The sequence below is a fragment of the Chroococcidiopsis thermalis PCC 7203 genome (genome assembly GCF_000317125.1).
GTDB lineage: Bacteria > Cyanobacteriota > Cyanobacteriia > Cyanobacteriales > Chroococcidiopsidaceae > Chroococcidiopsis > Chroococcidiopsis thermalis.
In genome coordinates this window covers 511692-529282 of record NC_019695.1, presented here as the reverse complement: position 1 = coordinate 529282, position 17591 = coordinate 511692, and the positions used below count along the sequence as shown (strand labels likewise).

General features: G+C 42.5%; 15 protein-coding genes. 10 read left to right on the top strand and 5 right to left on the bottom strand.

Going from position 1 to position 17591, the window contains the following annotated elements; all coding sequences use genetic code 11:
• Positions 1–51: 51 nt before the first annotated feature.
• Complete coding sequence (gene fabG / locus CHRO_RS02340; protein WP_015152569.1) at positions 52–816, bottom strand: 3-oxoacyl-[acyl-carrier-protein] reductase; 765 nt, start codon at positions 814–816, stop codon at positions 52–54.
• Positions 817–1089: 273 nt separating this feature from the next.
• Between fabG and trxA the strand changes: the two genes are divergently transcribed.
• Positions 1090–1407: a thioredoxin gene (trxA, locus tag CHRO_RS02335; protein WP_015152568.1), complete on the top strand. Its 318-nt coding sequence runs from the start codon at positions 1090–1092 to the stop codon at positions 1405–1407.
• Between the two features lie 106 nt (positions 1408–1513).
• Here trxA and CHRO_RS02330 read toward each other — a convergent pair whose 3' ends face one another.
• Positions 1514–1807, bottom strand: a complete 294-nt coding sequence (locus CHRO_RS02330; RefSeq protein ID WP_015152567.1) for a hypothetical protein — start codon at positions 1805–1807, stop codon at positions 1514–1516.
• 468 nt (positions 1808–2275) lie between these two features.
• On the opposite strand from CHRO_RS02330, the gene purU reads away from it, so the two are divergent.
• Entirely contained in the window at positions 2276–3130 is an 855-nt protein-coding gene (purU, locus tag CHRO_RS02325) for a formyltetrahydrofolate deformylase (RefSeq protein ID WP_015152566.1), read from the top strand.
• Positions 3131–3299: 169 nt separating this feature from the next.
• Positions 3300–3455, top strand: a complete 156-nt coding sequence (locus CHRO_RS31500) for a hypothetical protein (protein WP_015152565.1) — start codon at positions 3300–3302, stop codon at positions 3453–3455.
• Between the two features lie 77 nt (positions 3456–3532).
• On the opposite strand, the gene CHRO_RS02320 is transcribed toward CHRO_RS31500, so the two are convergent.
• Positions 3533–4279, bottom strand: a complete 747-nt coding sequence (locus tag CHRO_RS02320) for an LmeA family phospholipid-binding protein (protein WP_015152564.1) — start codon at positions 4277–4279, stop codon at positions 3533–3535.
• A 127-nt stretch (positions 4280–4406) separates the two neighbouring features.
• Positions 4407–5750 (bottom strand): cytochrome P450, encoded by a 1344-nt coding sequence (locus CHRO_RS02315; RefSeq protein WP_015152563.1) that lies wholly within the window; start codon positions 5748–5750, stop codon positions 4407–4409.
• Positions 5751–6121: 371 nt separating this feature from the next.
• On the opposite strand from CHRO_RS02315, the gene CHRO_RS02310 reads away from it, so the two are divergent.
• The 4 genes from CHRO_RS02310 to CHRO_RS02295 all read left to right on the top strand — a co-directional run bounded on the left by CHRO_RS02310 (position 6122) and on the right by CHRO_RS02295 (position 10850).
• The gene (locus CHRO_RS02310; protein WP_015152562.1) at positions 6122–8335 is read left to right on the top strand and encodes a phosphoketolase family protein; all 2214 of its coding nucleotides are present in this window, start codon (positions 6122–6124) and stop codon (positions 8333–8335) included.
• A gap of 187 nt (positions 8336–8522) precedes the next feature.
• Positions 8523–9278 (top strand): NgoPII family restriction endonuclease, encoded by a 756-nt coding sequence (locus CHRO_RS02305; RefSeq protein WP_219336155.1) that lies wholly within the window; start codon positions 8523–8525, stop codon positions 9276–9278.
• Between the two features lie 27 nt (positions 9279–9305).
• Entirely contained in the window at positions 9306–10376 is a 1071-nt protein-coding gene (locus CHRO_RS02300; protein ID WP_015152561.1) for a DNA cytosine methyltransferase, read from the top strand.
• 252 nt (positions 10377–10628) lie between these two features.
• Entirely contained in the window at positions 10629–10850 is a 222-nt protein-coding gene (locus CHRO_RS02295) for a ribbon-helix-helix protein, CopG family (RefSeq protein WP_015152560.1), read from the top strand.
• 477 nt (positions 10851–11327) lie between these two features.
• Here CHRO_RS02295 and CHRO_RS02290 read toward each other — a convergent pair whose 3' ends face one another.
• Positions 11328–11966, bottom strand: a complete 639-nt coding sequence (locus CHRO_RS02290) for a hypothetical protein (RefSeq protein ID WP_015152558.1) — start codon at positions 11964–11966, stop codon at positions 11328–11330.
• Between the two features lie 344 nt (positions 11967–12310).
• Between CHRO_RS02290 and CHRO_RS02285 the strand changes: the two genes are divergently transcribed.
• From CHRO_RS02285 to CHRO_RS02275, 3 genes are all read left to right on the top strand, one after another.
• Positions 12311–14902, top strand: coding sequence for a M1 family metallopeptidase (locus CHRO_RS02285; protein WP_015152557.1), 2592 nt, complete (start codon positions 12311–12313; stop codon positions 14900–14902).
• A gap of 467 nt (positions 14903–15369) precedes the next feature.
• A complete protein-coding gene (locus tag CHRO_RS02280; protein ID WP_015152556.1) occupies positions 15370–17082 on the top strand; it encodes an ABC1 kinase family protein in 1713 nt (570 codons plus the stop codon).
• Positions 17083–17167: 85 nt separating this feature from the next.
• Complete coding sequence (locus CHRO_RS02275) at positions 17168–17545, top strand: hypothetical protein (protein WP_015152555.1); 378 nt, start codon at positions 17168–17170, stop codon at positions 17543–17545.
• Positions 17546–17591 lie beyond the last annotated feature (46 nt).

Below are 17591 nucleotides of genomic sequence, written 5' to 3'. Positions count from 1 at the left end.
TACTGGCGTTTAGCAATTAGCTAACAGCTAATTGCTAAACGCTAATCGCTCTTAAGTCATAACCATTCCACCATCGACGTTGAAGACTTGACCTGTAATGTATCCAGCGGCAGGATCGGCGGCGAGAAAGCGCACCATACCAGCAACTTCTTCGGGTTTGCCGTAACGACTCAAGGGAATATATTTCAGAATTTCTTCAGAATCAATGTTGCTAGTCATATCAGTGGTAATAAAACCAGGAGCAACGGCATTGACGATAATGCCACGGGAGGCAAGTTCTTTCGCAACGGTTTTAGTAAATCCGATCGCCCCAGCTTTCGCCGCACTATAGTTCGCTTGACCGGGATTGCCCATTTGTCCGGCTACAGAAGCAATATTAATGATGCGCCCGCTGCGTTGCTTGAGCATGATTTTGCTGACAGCTTTGGTACAAAGGAATACGCCTGTAAGGTTGAGGTCGATGACTGCTTGCCAGTCTTCCGGTTTCATCCGCAACAACAAAGTATCGCGGGTAATACCAGCATTGTTTATCAAAACATCAATTCGCTTCCATTTGTCTACAACAGTATTAACCAGAGTATCTACTTGAGCCGCGTCCGAGACATCAGCTGGAATTGCGATCGCGCTACCCCCCGCCGCCTCAATTTCTTCTACCACTTCTTTAGCGGCGGAACTAGAGCTTGCGTAGTTTACAACAACGTTTGCCCCTTCTGCGGCTAAACTCAAAGCGATCGCCCGTCCAATTCCTCGCGAAGCCCCCGTGACGATTGCCACTTGTTGGCGTAACCGTTGTAAATCCTCTGGCAATACTTCCATAAACAATGACTCTTACGTAGATACTCTCACTTAGCGATCGCACTTAAACCACCGCGCTAACCATCTTATCAATAGGGAGCAGGGAGTAGGGAACAGGGAGTAGGGAGACAAGGAGGACAAGGGGGACAAGGAAGTTGAGGAAGTTGAGGGAGAAATTCCAGCTACCAGCCACTAGCCACTAGCTACCAGCCACTCACTACACCCTACACCCGCATCAACACGCACCACTCACTGCTACTTGAGATATAACAGTAAAAAACTGTGTTAAATCTCATGGCTACTAAACAGCAGTTCAATAATTTTGCCGAAATGATTTCTGGTGCTGATGTGCCTGTACTGGTAGATTTTTACGCTGCATGGTGCGGTCCTTGCCAGATGATGGCTCCAATTTTAGAACAAGTAAACGAGCGTCTCAAATCTAAAATCCGTATTGTGAAAATCGATACTGATAAATATCCACAACTCGCCAGTCAATATCAAATTCATGCCTTGCCCACACTAGTACTATTTAAGCAGGGTCAACCAGTCGATCGCATTGAGGGCGTAGTACCAGCACCTAATTTAATCGAACATTTACAAGCTCTAATTTAGTGAAAAGATTTCATTCAATAAAAAGCCCGCATTTGCGGGCTTTTACTGTAGGAAAAAGCTATTTTATTAGCAATGATGACAATTATGATAGCGGTAATGATATCAGTTATGACAGCAATGAATCGTCAGCGGTTGTCGCTGAAAAACTTTCAGGCGATCGCTCCGCCAACCAACTCATTTTTTCTTTGTCTTTCTTAACTTTAATTAACAATTCTAGATAAGCAATGGGTACGATAATTGGCCAAAAAAGAGTGACTATGACTAAAAATATTCTGAGTAGAAGTAATTGAGAGCGTTTGCCAAGGTCTCGCTGCATGATGTCTGCCCACTGAGTAAACAGACAAGCCGCGATTGTAATATAGAAAGTCGCCCCAGCAGTAATAATTGTTTGTAGCATCATTTTCTAAAAAGTCATTTTCTAAAAATAGGTTGAGTCTGAAAAGAATTCAGCAGCTACCCCAAACCAGCAGCGCGGTCGACGAAGTTATCGTTAATACGCTCTTTTGAGCGCTATGTAGCCCGAACACCCTGTAACGATCTGACCCGAAAGCCTTAACTAATCGACATTTATCCGTAGCACCTTGCTAGTAACTTGCTTTCAAGCCGCAAAAGACTCTGACAATGAAATACGTCAGCCCAAAAAGCTATTCCAGACTAGTGCTATGAATGCTCGTATACCCTCACACGCGCTTCCAGCAATTCCCGATCTTGTTTATGTATTATTTCATACTTTTAACTTGCGGACAATCCAGAGGCAGTTATCAGAGACAATGAAATTCAAACTCGATATATCTAATACTACGTTCGTACTGAAGATAGAAGACAGTTTATAAAGGTTTTCTTATACATCAAGCGAAGGTTAAGTAATATGAATAGACTGACAGCAACTCTACTCATTTCTTGTCCCGACCGACAAGGATTGGTAGCAAAAATTGCTAATTTTATCTATGCCAATGGTGGTAACATCATCCATGCCGATCAGCATACAGACTTTGCTGCTGGTTTGTTTCTAACCCGAATTGAATGGCAATTAGAGGGTTTTCATCTACCGCGAGAGCTAATTGCGCCTGCCTTTGGCGCGATCGCACAGCCTCTAGAGGCTCAATGGCAACTACACTTTTCCGACACCATCCCACGCCTTGCTATTTGGGTGAGTCGGCAAGAACATTGCTTATTCGATCTAATTCTCCGACAACAGGCAAAAGAGTATGCCGCAGAAATTCCCCTGATTATTAGCAATCATCCCGATTTAGAATGGGTGGCAAAACAATTTGGTATAGATTATTACTATATTCCCGTTAACAAAGATAACAAAGCGGCTCAAGAGGAAAAACAGTTAGAACTTTTGCACCAGTACGACATCGATCTCATCGTTCTGGCAAAATATATGCAAATTCTCAGTCCCGAATTTATGACCCGATTTCCTCAAGCAATTAACATTCACCATTCGTTCCTTCCTGCTTTTGTAGGCGCAAATCCATACCAGAAAGCTTACGAACGCGGAGTAAAAATTATTGGTGCTACCGCTCATTACGTGACATCAGAACTCGATGCTGGACCCATTATCGAGCAAGATGTCGTCCGCATCAGCCACCGAGATGAAGTCAGCGATTTGATCCGCAAGGGTAAAGATTTAGAACGAGTCGTTTTAGCTAGAGCTGTGCGATCGCATTTACAACACCGTGTCTTAATTTACGGGAATAAGACTGTAGTGTTTGAGTAATTGAGGGTAATCGCAGGAACACTTAGCTGTGCGCTTCTACAAACCTATTGTACCGATCAAAATATAATTACAGTATTTTTACAGAGGATGACCTTAATACATAAAATTTACAATCAATTCAGTTCTTAAGAATTTTCTAATATTTGTTCCATCTACAAAGGCAATTTCTATGTCAATTCTAGAGAAATTCTTCACCTTCGGCTTTGTTTCTACCTTTAGCGTAGCCCTCATAGCAACCTGGTGGCGCTACATTCCTAGCATAATTGCTACTTACCGCAAGATTATGAGTAAGTATGGACAAACAGAATTAACAGTTAATAGTTAATATTAAATATTTCCATTGTAGAGACGTTACATGTAACGTCTCTACAATGGAAATATATTAATTTGCATTGTGTCCTATTAAATTAAATTCTGAGGTATTTGTTTCATTCTAATTTGGATTTGTAAAGCTAACTGACCTGCTTGCGCCGTCATTTCTTCAACTCTGAGTGCTATTCCTTCTAGATCGAAATAGGGTAACTCCATCCATTGTTTGACTTTTTGCATTAATGATAGCGCGATCGCAAAAGATATTCCTTCATTGCGATCGCATTGAAAATTCTCAACGATAACTGGTTGCTTCTGGGTACGGGGGCGAAATGTAGCTGTAAAACTAAGTGGCTGCGTTTCGCCTTTTTCGTGCAACAACACCTTACCATCGAAGACCATTTTGTTATCTCCGGGTAACTGGAATTGCATCTGTTGCATTTCTAAAATAACAGTTTGTCCGTCTACATTTATTTTAAAATTACGTGCTTTTTTTAATACGTAATCGGACTTCAAAGCGCGATTTAAATCTGGTTCTGTAATGACAATTTTGGCAATAGCATCTAACGGTTTATCTAATTCAACCTTGCCAAAAAGAGCGCTGAGTGGATTCACATCAACTTTATCCGTCTGCACCTCAATTTCTTGCAGGCGGATGTCTTTTTGTATAACTACGCCTTGTCCAGTAAAATCTACTGAATCTGCTTGCCCTAAAATTAGCTTTAAGAGATTTGTTTGAATATCAACATCAATTTTTTCAGCGTTATCTACTTGGCTAGATATTCCTACTTCTGCTACTGCATCGATGACTTGTTCTTCTAACCGTGGCTCGTTATCCATCTTGCGATCGCATCCTTTTGACTCTGCCTAAAACTAATCTAGACATGCACCATTAAGAAATGTATCTATAATTTGGCATATAGTAGTGTGGGCATTGCCCACCCTACTTATAACTAGCCACTAGCCACTAGCCACTGATAACTGACATTTGCATCCCATTTTCAGAAGGGACAATTGTAATGCCTCGCCGAACTGGAGAAACGGGACGAGAATTTGCTAGTTCTAACTCATACTGCGATAACACAGTAGCAAGTACGAGTTTCATTTCATATAGCGAAAAAGCTGCACCAATACAACCGCGACTACCACCACCAAAGGGAAGATATTCAAAGGGTGAAAATTTTTGGTGTAGGAATCTTTCTGGTTGAAATTTTTCTGGTTGAGGATAGATTTCTTCTCTTCTATGGGTGAGGTAAATACAAGGTACGATAATTGTCCCAGCGTTGAATTTATCTCCAGCAATTTGTACGGAGTCTCTTACCATTCGAGGAGTACAAATTAAAGCAATGGGGTGAACTCGGAGGGATTCTTGACAGATAGCAGTAAGATATGGGAGTTGGGCGATCGCATCTGGTTTAGTATTGTCTGCATTATTAAGCTCTTGTTGTAGGCGATCGCGCACTTGTGGATGAGAATGGAGCAGGTAAAATGCCCATGCTAAGGCTGCTGCTGTAGTTTCATAGCCTAATAATAAAAGAGACATCAACTGATCGCGTAATTCCTCATCATTCATCTGCTGTCCATTTTCATCTCGCGCCGCCATTAACATTGATAAAATATCGGTGCGCGTCAGATTGTTTTCTCGTCGCCGTTGCGATATTTCTGCATAGATTAATTTGTCAATTTGTTGTCTGCGTCTGACAAAATGTCCCCAAGGACTCCACGCACCCAAGTCTTTTTGTAATGGTGGGAAAAAGAATAAACTGGAGTACCAGGGAGTAGTAACGTCTTCTAGCAGAGAACTTAACTTAACTTTTAATTGTTCGTACCTTTCTCCAGGGCTGATACCGAATACAACTTGTAAAATAATTTGTAAAGTAATATCGGGAAGAAAATGATTAATAGAAATTTGTTTACCAACTTGCCATTGCTGAGTCACAGCTTGAGTAATTTGACAAATAATTTGTCCATAAGTTTTCATGCGATCGCCATGAAAAGGAGGTAGCATTAATTGGCGTTGGCGTTGATGACTTTTCCCTTCTTGTAAAATTAAAGATTGCTCCCCCATCAAAGGTTGAAATACGTGAGTTGCTTTTTTATAATCAAAGTACTCTGAAGGAATAGCGAAAATCTCTTTAATTGCTTGTGGATGGCTGAAAAATACAACTGGCGGAGAATTTAAACCTAAAACTCTCACAGCAAATGGGTCGCTGTATTTGTTGGCACAAGTATTTAAAAACTCAATTGGATTGGCAATTAGCTGGAGCGTTTGCAGTAAGGCTGGAGTTTTGTTTACCTCAGTTAACTTCATCTTAAATTGGTAGACAATGCTACTACGAAGATTTATTTATATATTAACTAAAAATTATTTGAGAATAAAAATATATTTATATTTATTAGGGTCGCGGCAGCAACGATTTTGAATCAAGTATAAGTTGTTAAAAATCCATTTCAGAATTTTATCATATCAGTTCGATCTCACTCCATAAAGTTTCGCTCACAACTTATTTCTAGACACACTCATCAGCGTCAGAATTTTTCTCTGTAAATATGCGATCTATAGGTAGACAAATCCACTGATATGTATAGACAGACCGTATACAACATAAAGCAGAGATTAAATGTAAAATAATTAAAATTATCTAAAAAGTACAAATACTCAAATTAGAGAGGGTCTTCAGCATGACGGCATCGACCGAAGCGGCAAAGATAGTAACACCAGAATTTTGTCAAGGAATTCAGTATTTTGGCGAAACTTTGCCAGGATTCGAGCAATATGGCAAACAAGCAGCGATCGCACCAAATAAAACTGCTATTACCGATCCTAGCGATCCGGCGGCTGTATTTCAAACCCTCCTCTATGCCGATGCCCTGCGCTATTTAACAGTACAAGTAACGGGAAGTAAAGCTTCGGGACACCCTGGTGGATTTGCCTCACAAGTAGAAGCTTACGCAGCCTTGGTAATGTTGGGTTACAAAAACATTATTACCGAAGTCGGACATCACGCCCCAGGATTTTACAGCGCCATGTTCTTAGATCGTTCGTTAGAAGACATGGGCATTACTACTGTACAACAATTGCGCGATCGCTTCCGCGAACACAACGGTTTACTCGGACACCTTTCTGGCTTTATTCCTGGTATTCTCGCCCCGGCGGGACCATTGGGACAAGGGCAACATTTCGCTATGTCAGCCGCCCGTCTCCACCCCGATAAATTATTCCCCGTCACGATTGGCGATGGTGGGTTAGGCGAACCTTACATCATGAGTAGCATGGCGCATTTCCACACAGCCTATCCAGGCGTGACAAATTTCTTACCCGTCTTGGTGTGGAATGGCTACAGTCAGGAACATCATAGTATGGTGTCCACTCAATCCAACGAACGGATGATGGCATACTGGCACGGTAACGGTTTTGAAGAAGTCGTGTTAGTCGATGCCAAAGACTTTGACGACAAAAACCAACCAGGCGATTATGTCGATAGTACCGCTTTTTCCTTCGAGCAGCGCCTAGCTTTTACTAAAGCCGTATTAGTTGCAGCCGATGAAGCCGCCCGTTCTGCTTTAAGTGGAACGCTAACCGTACTCATTATTAAACAATTAAAAGGAGCAGGAGTCCACGCGAGAGGGGCAAAATCTCACAACCTCTATGCGATGCATACTCTCGATAACCCCGATATTGTCAACGCCCTCAAATCGCGTGCTTTAGCGCCTGCTGCATGGGAAATCGTGCGGACGAACTGCGAACGCGCTGGTGGTGGTTCGGCGAGTCGGGTAGCAGTGACGGAATCTGTATTACCGCTAGCAGAACTTGGGGAATTGCCGTTAGAAGAATATGCTGTAGGGGGAGATCCGAAAGTATCGACAACAGCGATGGGTAAATTGGTGGCGAAAGTGGGAGAATGCGATCGCAACTACATCGTCACCAACGCTGATGGGAATGAAGCGTCTGGAATTGCCAACATTAACCAAGCATTGAAAATTATCCACCCCACAGAAGATCCTATATACAACCAAACCCCAGGCGGACAAGTTTACGAACCTTTGAGTGAAGATGCTTGTGCGGGTTTAGCAGCTGGTTCGGCGTTGATGGGCAGTCGTACTTTGTGGTGTTCTTATGAGTCTTTTGCGATTAATGGTTTACCGATTTGGCAAACGGTAACGCAAGCAATGGCAGAATTACGTCGCCCCACACCGTCTACCGTAACTCTATTTACGGCTGGGGCGTTAGAACAAGGGCGCAATGGATGGACGCACCAACGCCCTGAAATTGAAGCATATTTCGCCGCCATGATGCGCAATGGAAATGTCTTTCCCTTATTTCCACCCGATGCCAATTCGATTCAAGTTTGTTACGATTGGGCGCTGACAACGAAGAATAAGGGTGTTGTAATTACAGCGAGTAAGTCACCTTTACCAATTCGCACGACATTTGAACAAAGTCGCAAAGCAATTCAAGATGGTGCGGTGGTACTGCAAGAAATTAAAGGTAGCAAGACGGTAGTATTTGCTGTAATTGGCGATATGGTTTTGATGCCTGTATTTGAAGCTGCGACTTATTTAGAAGCGCAAGAAATTGGTGTGAGAATTGTTTCTGTTGTCAATCCCCGTCGTTTGTATCGTCCTAGCGATGTGGCTTGGGATTCTTGTTCTGAACCCGATGGAGAATTTTTGAATGATGCTGGATTTGAGGCGTTATTTGGTGGCGATGCTTTGGTTGGAGTAGCATCTGGTGCGAGTGGGATGTTGGAACCAATTATGTTGCGGAGTCATTGCCAGCGCGATACTTTTGCCTGGAAGCGAGGAGAAACCACCGCAAGTCCTGCACAATTGATGGCAATAAATGGGATGACGGCTGAGAATTTGGTCAAACGCGCTATGGAGTTGGTTGGTTAGTCGATATTCATATGATATTATGCCCCTGCCTGGTTTATAACTAGGTGGGGGCTAGCTATCCCAGACTAACTTTAGAGTAGAACAGATTAAAATTGTGCCTAATATTTTGACAGCATTTCAAACACTTATTACTCATCCAATCTCGGATCTAATTAGCTATTACAAAGGCAAGAATAGAATCAACTAGATTGGAGACGCTTTAGAGTTCTTTATTAAAGATATATTTGCCGATACTGTAACTGAAACTGACGAGCTAAAAAAGTTATTAAAGTATGATGAAGTTTTCTCATATAGTGGTAATGCAAACAATCCACCAGATTTGATGTTGAAGAATGGTGATGCTGTAGAAATTAAAAAAATAGAATCATTAGGTGCTAGCATTGCATTAAACAGTTCTTATCCCAAATCAAAATTATTTTGTGATAGTCCGCTAATTACAAGCCATTGCCGTACCTGTGAAGATTGGCAAGAAAAAGATATTATTTATGCTATTGGAGTCGCAAAAGACAAACGGCTAAAATTGCTTTGGCTAATTTATGGTGATTGCTATGCTGCCGATCGCGAAATATATGAAAAAATAACCAATACAATAGCCAGTGGTATTAATCAAATTCCAGGAGTCGAATTTTCTAAAGCGAAAGAATTAGGCAGAGTCAATAAAGTAGACCCCTTAAAAATAACATACCTCCGAATTAGAGGAATGTGGGGTATTCAAAATCCCCTATCTGTTTTTGATTACGCAAATTTGGGCTATGAGAAGAACTCAGACTTTCAAGCGATCGCGATTATGAAAACTAGTAAGTATTTATCCTTTCCTGCCCAAGATAGAGAAGGACTTGAAGCTAGATTAGATTGTAACTTGCAGATGTTTGACGTAAAGATTAAATCTCCAAATAACCCTATACAGTTGATTTCTGCTAAAATCATAAATTATAGAAAATAATTTTTATCTCTGAATTAAGAGCAATAAATGAATGTAGTATCTTTATTTTCCGGTTGTGGTGGATTGGATTTAGGATTCCATCAAGCTGGATTCAATATTATTTGGGCAAATGAATACGACAGATCGATTTGGAATACCTACGAAATAAACCATCAAAACACAAAGTTAGATAAAAGAGACATCAGAAGTATTCAATCTGATGAAATTCCCGACTGTATCGGAATAATTGGTGGACCTCCTTGCCAAAGCTGGAGTGAAGCTGGCGCTGGAAGAGGGATTAACGATAGCAGGGGTCAAGTATTTTATGAATACATTAGAATTTTAAAAGATAAAAAACCTCTTTTCTTTTTAGCAGAAAATGTTAGTGGAATATTAGCAGATAAGCACGCACAAGCATTCACTAACATTCTCTATCAATTTAAAGATGCTGGCTATGAGTTGGCATATAAGTTATTAAATGCTCAAAATTTTGAAGTACCTCAAGATAGAAAAAGAGTCATTATTATTGGCTACAGAGAAGACATAGGGGGGGGATTTGACTTTCCAAAAGGAAGTCATAAGAATTTTACCTTGAGAGATGCTATATACGATCTTAATTTGATTGAACCTACCAAAATCAGTAGTTATTTAGATAAAAAAAATCAAAAAGTACCCAATCATGAATATCTAGATAGCAGCTTTTCTAGTATTTACATGTCAAGGAACAGAGTGAGAAGTTGGGATGAACCATCTTTTACTATTCAAGCTGGTGGGAGACATGCCCCCATACATCCTCAGGCAAATAAAATGATCTGGTTAGCAAAAGATAAATGGATGTTCGATCCTGAATCGCCTAAGTCATATCGTCGATTATCAGTCCGAGAATGCGCTAGAATTCAGACATTTCCAGATGATTTTATTTTTCAATATAACAGTATAACTGACGGATATAAAATGGTTGGGAATGCTGTACCTGTGAATTTAGCTAGAATTTTGGCAACCAAGATAAAAGAAGACATACAGCAGTATCTGACTTTTGGTGTTTGTAAGACTGTACGGCAACATCAATTGTGTATGCAACTAACTTTATTAAATACTAAATCTACCCATTTGTTTTAGAAGCAGGAGACTTATTCAGAAAATGTCGCGCCCTTTTCAAAATTAATTTGATCGCGGGCGATCGCACTAATTTAAAACTCGTACATGAGCAATTTCTTTTCTACCAATCGACCGAACTTGTTTGCTAGACGTTGTTAGAATGACGCGATCGAGTTCTTAAATCATTACTCTCTCCGCACTGATAGAATCGAGCAAATATCTTCTGTAGCCAAATTCATATACAATCATAACTAGATGTATGAGGATGCAACTATGAGTAGCACAAAAGAAATGGTTCATCTGAACTTAGATTTGTCACCAGAACTCTATGAGAAGTTAGAAGAAAGCGCTAAAAAGATTGGTGGTAATAAAAGTGATGTATTACGACAAGCGATCGCATTAATGCAAGTTGCTATAGTAGCTAAAGAACAGGGGGAAAAATTCGGTATTGCAGAGCCAGAACAAACTTTGTCTACTGAAATAACTATACCTTAAATCTGCTCTTAATTCTTGACTCTATCTATGCAAAATTCAGAAGAGCAAAACGAGATAGTTTCTAGAGGTTCTCTCAATCTATCCTCAGCAACAGAAAAATTAGTTACTACAGGTTCTTTAAATTTATCTTCTCCTGAATAGGTAGAGTTTGAACGGAGGAACCGTGAAAAAGATAAAGACCTAGAACGAGAGCAAAAACGCATTTCCTTCTGGGTAAAAGATATTGCGGTATTTATAGTAGCTTTAATTATAATTTTACTAATAGACTTTTATGCTTTCACGGTTTTACAAAAAGATACCGTTTCTGAAGGAGAATTAAGATTTGCGATCGTCGCACTTACTTCTACAATAACCAGTTTGCTTAGCTATTTAGTAGGTAGAGCTAGTAAGTAGTAATATTTAAGAATTTTAGATCTTGAAGAAATCTTCGCAAAAGACAAGAGCGATCGCAAATTGCATAACTCTCAAATATAAAACTCACACAGCGATCGCCTCAAACGCTTGCCTATTTCTCGACACAACTTCTAGCTTAGAGTGCAGAGTTGCAATCGCCTCGATTAAGAGTTGTCGCGGCGTTAACCCCCAATACTGTAAAACTTGCAACAAGCGGGCAATTGTTTCATCATCGTGCAATAGAGGAAACTGAAACGCTCTACCACCACTGGGTAGATTAATTAGTCCGCTTGCATCTCGTTGTGGTGCAGAGTCCTGTTGCTGCTTCTTCCTTTCTTCTACCATCAATTCAGAAACCTGCTTTTCGTTGACTGCTGGCAATCCCCACAGCTTGGATATGAGTTGTTGATATCGCTTCTGAGTTAGAGCAAATAACGTAGTCAGAGAGATCCGTTCTATCTTCTCGATCGCAAAATCTCGAAATGTCTCAAATAGCCGGATGAACTTTTTCGCTTCAGCCAAAGTCTTGCCTTGCGACTCCAGCCAAGCTTTGAATGTCTCTTTGGGCATGGCTTTAAACATCTGCCAGTAGTCGCATCCTTGGGCTAGGGCATTCTCGACTATCAGCCGATCGCGCTGTCTGATTCTTTCATTTATGTCGCGCGATTTCAAAGAATTTTTGTTGGAGGCGATCGCAGCAGGATTTGTTGTGCTAGTATTCATAGTACATACAACACATATGTGATGTGATTTTGTTTGATTAGGAAGTCCCGAGTTGGTCAGACGGGGGACTTCCTAAGTATTTTTGTATTGTATCAGATATCTCTGCATAAGTCGATCGTATAGGGATAAAAATCAGCAGCATTCTGTAGTTTTTCAGACGTAGCTGTAGAACTAGCGTCTGAAACGAACATACTCTGTTGCTGCATAGCTGCGATCGCGCGATACTCTCACCTGCAACTCTGGTCACTGGTCACTGGTCACTGATAACTGTCAAAGGCGTTACCCTGGAAGGAATAGAAGATCAACATCAACTATTTTTCATCTATCGCAGGTTGACCCTTACCATGCTGCAATCCTATTTCGATACAGATAATAACGGTCATAAACATAAATCTTTTGAGCTTCCAGGGGCAAAACCCCACTATAATCCCGATCGCCCCGGACAAGTCGAGCATATTTTTCTCGATCTCAATTTAGATATCCCCAACCAAAGCTATGACGGAACTTGCACGATTCAACTCAAACCCGTCCGCAACGGGATCGATCGCCTCACCCTAGATGCAGTCAGTCTCAACATTCACTCAGTCCAAGTAGATGCTACCTCAACGACATACGATTATGATGGGCAACAGCTACAGGTACATCTAGCTAACCCTACACAAACGGGACAATCAATTAAAATTGCGATCGCCTATTCTGTCACGAAACCCCAACGCGGAATTTACTTTATCGCCCCAGATAAGCACTACCCCAACAAACCAGTCCAAGTCTGGACGCAAGGAGAAGATGAAGACTCCCGTTTCTGGTTTCCCTGCTTCGACTACCCAGGACAACTCGCAACTTCAGAAATTCGGGTGCGCGTCCCCAAACCCTACATTGCCATTTCCAACGGTAGATTAATCGACACCGAAGAAAACAGTGACTACAAAATTTTTCACTGGCTGCAAGAGCAAGTCCACCCATCCTATTTAATGACTCTAGCAGTGGGAGACTTTGCCGAAATCCAGGATGAATGGAACGGCAAACTAGTCACTTACTACGTAGAAAAAGGTAGAGAGGAAGATGCGCGGCGCAGCATGGGCAAAACTCCCCGCATGGTCGAATTCTTCAGCCAGAAGTATGGTTATCCTTATGCTTTTCCCAAATACGCCCAAGTCTGCGTAGATGATTTCATTTTTGGTGGAATGGAAAATACGTCTACCACCCTGCTGACAGATAGATGTTTGTTAGACGAACGCGCGGCGATTGATAACCGCCTCACAGAAAGCCTAGTCGCGCACGAACTCGCCCATCAGTGGTTTGGCGATTTAGTTGTAATTAAACACTGGTCTCATGCTTGGATTAAAGAGGGCATGGCATCCTACTCTGAGGTGATGTGGACGGAACAAGAGTATGGAGCCGAAGATGCTGCTTACTACCGCTTGCTAGAAGCCCGCAACTATCTCGCTGAAGACAGCAGCCGCTATCGTCGCCCAATTGTAACGCACGTTTATCGGGAGGCGATCGAATTGTACGATCGCCACTTGTATGAAAAGGGTTCCTGCGTTTACCACATGATTCGGGCAGAGTTAGAAGAAGAGTTATTTTGGCGGGCAATCCAAACTTTCGTGCAGGATAACGCTCATCATACTGTAGAAACTGTAGATTTACTCCGGGCAATCGAGAAAGTTACAGGGCGAAATCTTCTATTTCTCTTCGATCAATACGTCTATCGCGGCGGACATCCCGAATTCAAAGTTGCTTACACGTGGGATGGCGATAGCAAATTAGCGAAGGTGACTGTTAACCAAACCCAAAACGATCTATTCGATTTGAAAATACCGATCGCTTTTGGGTATGCACAAGGTGATGTAGGGGCGCATAGCCATGCGCCCCTACACAAAACATTCACCGTGCGCGTCAATGAAAAGGAACAGAGTTTCTACTTTCCATTAAACGAGAAACCTCAGTTTATTAGCTTTGATGCTAATAATAATTACTTAAAAACCGTGTCTTTAGAATATTCTATTCCAGAACTAAAGGCACAGTTGCAATTCGATCCCGATCCGATTTCTCGGATCTACGCAGCTGAAGCTTTGGGGAAAAAAGGTGGTTTAGAGGCGCTCAATGCCCTTGCTGAAGCATTGAAAAGCGATCGCTTTTGGGGTGTCAAAGTAGAAGTCGCGAAACAATTAGCTCAAATTAAGCTCGACCAAGCTTTTGAGGCTTTGGTTGTCGGATTGAACGATGAAAATCCCTTGGTACGACGTGCCGTAGTTGAGGCTTTGAGTAACATCAAAACTTATGCTAGCTACAAAGCCCTGAAGCCGATTGTGGAAGATGGGGACAGCAGTTATTACGTAGAAGCAGCCGCAGCCAGAGCAGTTGGTATTATCGCCGCTGCCCAATTGGAAGAAAAGCCCAAGGAAGAAAAAGTCTTAAAGCTGCTCAGATCGATTTTAGAAAACAAAGCAGGCTGGAATGAAGTCGTCCGATCTGGGGCGATCGCGGGCTTGAGTCAAATGAAAACTTCAGCCGAGACACTAGACCTAATTTTAGAATACACCCGCTTAGGAGTTCCTCAAGCCTTGCGCCTTGCGGCTGTCCGCGCTCTTGGAACCATCTCCACAGGTCAATCTGCTGCCAATTTAGACCGAATTTTAGAACGATTAACCGAATTATCTCACGAAAGCTTCTTCCTCACCCAAGTCTCGGTCGTGACTGCCCTGGGACAAATGGAAACCCCCAAAGCGATCGCGATTTTACAAGCTTTAGCAACGCAATCCCTTGATGGACGAGTCCAACGAATCGCCGAAGAAGCTGTAGCAAAAGTCCAAAGCGCAGCAGGTTCTGACCAAGCTGTCAAGCAACTCCGCGACGAAATCGACCAGCTCAAAAAACAAAACCAAACCCTGATGAGTCGGCTGGAGAGCTTGGAGGCTAAAGCTTCTAAATAGGAAGCAGGGGACAAGGGAGACAAGGGAGACAAGGGAGACAAAATCAATTCACAATTCACAATTATCTCCTGACTCCTGACTCTCTTCTCACAATTCACAATTATCTCCTGACTCCTGACTCCTGACTCCTGACTCCTGACTCCTGGCTCCTGACTCCTGGCTCCTGACTCCTGACTCCTGGCTCCTGACTCCTGACTCCTGGCTCCTGACTCCTGGCTCCTGACTCCTGACTCCTCTTCTTAACTTTTCTTATCAATTGATTTGTACTTTTATATACTATGTTAAGAATAGATACAATTTAAATAACGTATTCTACGTATAAGAAGACATCGACAGGGCAGTTTAAAGAGGCTATAGTTGACTGTTTGGGAATCTAAGCCGATTGACTCGTAGTTAAAAGTAGTCACGAGATTACCCTGGTTAGTAAACGAGTGTAAATATTCGATTGTAAAGAGGCAAGTCAAGGCGTGGGTCAGTATCAACTCGCTCAGCTTAAACGCTACGATCCAGAAGCGATCGCGCAGTATTATCGCTTCCGTCCTTTGCTGGCTGTAGCGCGGGCTTTCAAGGTCGTCTGGTTGTTTGCTGGGTTTATTTTTGGTTTAAAGTGGGACGATTGGCGCGATCGCGAAGAAGAAAATAAGCTCAAACGAGCCGTCCAACTGCGGCAGCTCCTTACAGATCTGGGTCCGACGTTTATCAAAGTCGGTCAAGCGCTCTCCACTCGCCCAGATTTGGTGAGAAAAGATTTTCTAGACGAACTGGTAAAACTGCAAGACCAACTACCTGCCTTCGAGCAGGAAATTGCTTTGCGCACGATTGAAACCGAATTGGGGCGCTCGGTTGAAGAAATTTACAGTCAAATTTCGCCACAACCTGTAGCTGCTGCGAGTTTGGGACAAGTGTATCGCGCTCGGCTCCATAGTGGCGAAGAAGTTGCCGTTAAGGTACAGCGTCCGAATTTACGCCCGACGATTACCCTCGACCTTTACTTAATGCGTTGGGCGGCGAGTTGGCTATCTCCTTGGTTGCCGCTCAATCTCGGTCACGATCTGACGATGATTGTAGACGAATTTGGGACGAAGTTATTTGAGGAAATCGATTACCTCAACGAAGGACGGAACGCCGAAAAGTTTGCGACCAACTTCCGTAACGATCCTCACGTCAAAATTCCTTTAATTTACTGGCGCTATACAAATACTCGCGTCCTGACGCTGGAGTGGATTAACGGATTTAAGTTGAATGACACTGCTAGCATCCAAGCAGCGGGATTGAATACAGATGAATTGATCGAAATTGGTGTGACAGCTGGGCTGCAACAGCTACTAGAACACGGATTCTTTCATGCTGACCCCCATCCAGGTAATTTGTTTGCCATGCCAGACGGACGAATGGCTTACATTGACTTCGGCATGATGGATCAATTGGACGAGCGGACAAAAGAAACGCTAGTAGATGCGATCGTGCATCTCGTGAATAAAGACTATGACGAATTGGCAGAAGATTACGTCAAGCTAGGATTTCTCACGCCAGACACTGATATTCGCCCGATTATCCCAGCTTTAGAAGCAGTCTGGGGTAGCGCGATCGGTAAAAATGTAGGAGATTTTAACTTCAAAACCATCACCGACTCCTATTCGGAGTTGATGTATGACTATCCTTTCCGCGTCCCTTCTAAATTTGCGCTAATTATCCGTTCTTTGATTACGCAAGAAGGAATTGCCCTCAGCCTTAATCCAGATTTCAAGATTATCGAAGTTGCTTATCCCTATGTGGCACGGCGGTTACTGACGGGTGAAACCCCCGAACTGCGGCGCAGGTTACTCAATCTCTTGTTCAAAAATGGTAAGTTTCAGTGGCAGCGGTTGGAAGATTTACTCGACATCGCTAGCGCTGACGATAGTTTTGATATTCTACCCACCGCTCAACTCGGCTTGCAGTATCTTCTATCTGAAGAAGGGAAATACCTACGGCAACAATTGGTGATGGCACTGACGGAAGACGATCGCCTGCATACAGCAGAAGTACAGCGGATCTGGAATTTAGTCAAGGATGAAATTCAGCCCGCACGTCTGTTTGATGCCGCGATTGGAGCGATCGCCAATTTATCTAGAGAAACGGCGGCAATTCTGCCGACAGCAGTATTTTCACTCATTGCTACCCCAGATCGAGAGCGGTAAGGGGATACATGATGGATGCAAAAGGGTAAGATGTTGAAAGTAACAAAAGTTAAAATTAAAAATTTGTAAGTTTAAGGTATCTTCCATGTTTTACCCGTCCACTCCGCCTTATTTCCTGCTCGTTGCAGGTTTGTTTGTCGCCTTGACTTCTGGAGCGGCGTTTTCTGGCACGCTCAAACAGCTGCTACAAAAATGGTCGAGCGATCGCGCCACCGATACCGATACAATGGCTAAAATCCGCACCGGACAATTAATTTTTCCTTTTTTGGGCATGGCTGTCGGTGTTTGCGTCTTTCTTGCCTCTGGGATTGAAATTTTTGGCTTCCCCATCATGATGTCTTATGCTTTTGCCGTTCCCCTGACGTTACTGACTGGTTTGTTAGTCTGGTATCAGTTGGGTAGCATGTTTGCTTTAGCAGAACGGGAAGGATTTCAAGCTTTTAATCTTGATTCTTGGGAATAATTTATCAGTCATCAGTCATTGGTCATTTGTAATAGTTCGTGGGTAG

Excerpts from the sequence above, each read along its gene's own strand:
- CHRO_RS02320 (WP_015152564.1), bottom strand. The coding sequence starts at position 4,279 with ATGGATAACGAGCCACGGTTAGAAGAACAAGTCATCGATGCAGTAGCA.
- CHRO_RS02285 (WP_015152557.1), top strand. The coding sequence starts at position 12,311 with ATGCTGCAATCCTATTTCGATACAGATAATAACGGTCATAAACATAAA.
- CHRO_RS02330 (WP_015152567.1), bottom strand. The coding sequence starts at position 1,807 with ATGATGCTACAAACAATTATTACTGCTGGGGCGACTTTCTATATTACA.
- fabG (WP_015152569.1), bottom strand. The coding sequence starts at position 816 with ATGGAAGTATTGCCAGAGGATTTACAACGGTTACGCCAACAAGTGGCA.
- CHRO_RS02300 (WP_015152561.1), top strand. The coding sequence starts at position 9,306 with ATGAATGTAGTATCTTTATTTTCCGGTTGTGGTGGATTGGATTTAGGA.
- CHRO_RS02290 (WP_015152558.1), bottom strand. The coding sequence starts at position 11,966 with ATGAATACTAGCACAACAAATCCTGCTGCGATCGCCTCCAACAAAAAT.
- CHRO_RS02315 (WP_015152563.1), bottom strand. The coding sequence starts at position 5,750 with ATGAAGTTAACTGAGGTAAACAAAACTCCAGCCTTACTGCAAACGCTC.
- CHRO_RS31500 (WP_015152565.1), top strand. The coding sequence starts at position 3,300 with ATGTCAATTCTAGAGAAATTCTTCACCTTCGGCTTTGTTTCTACCTTT.
- CHRO_RS02275 (WP_015152555.1), top strand. The coding sequence starts at position 17,168 with ATGTTTTACCCGTCCACTCCGCCTTATTTCCTGCTCGTTGCAGGTTTG.
- CHRO_RS02310 (WP_015152562.1), top strand. The coding sequence starts at position 6,122 with ATGACGGCATCGACCGAAGCGGCAAAGATAGTAACACCAGAATTTTGT.
- CHRO_RS02295 (WP_015152560.1), top strand. The coding sequence starts at position 10,629 with ATGAGTAGCACAAAAGAAATGGTTCATCTGAACTTAGATTTGTCACCA.
- trxA (WP_015152568.1), top strand. The coding sequence starts at position 1,090 with ATGGCTACTAAACAGCAGTTCAATAATTTTGCCGAAATGATTTCTGGT.
- purU (WP_015152566.1), top strand. The coding sequence starts at position 2,276 with ATGAATAGACTGACAGCAACTCTACTCATTTCTTGTCCCGACCGACAA.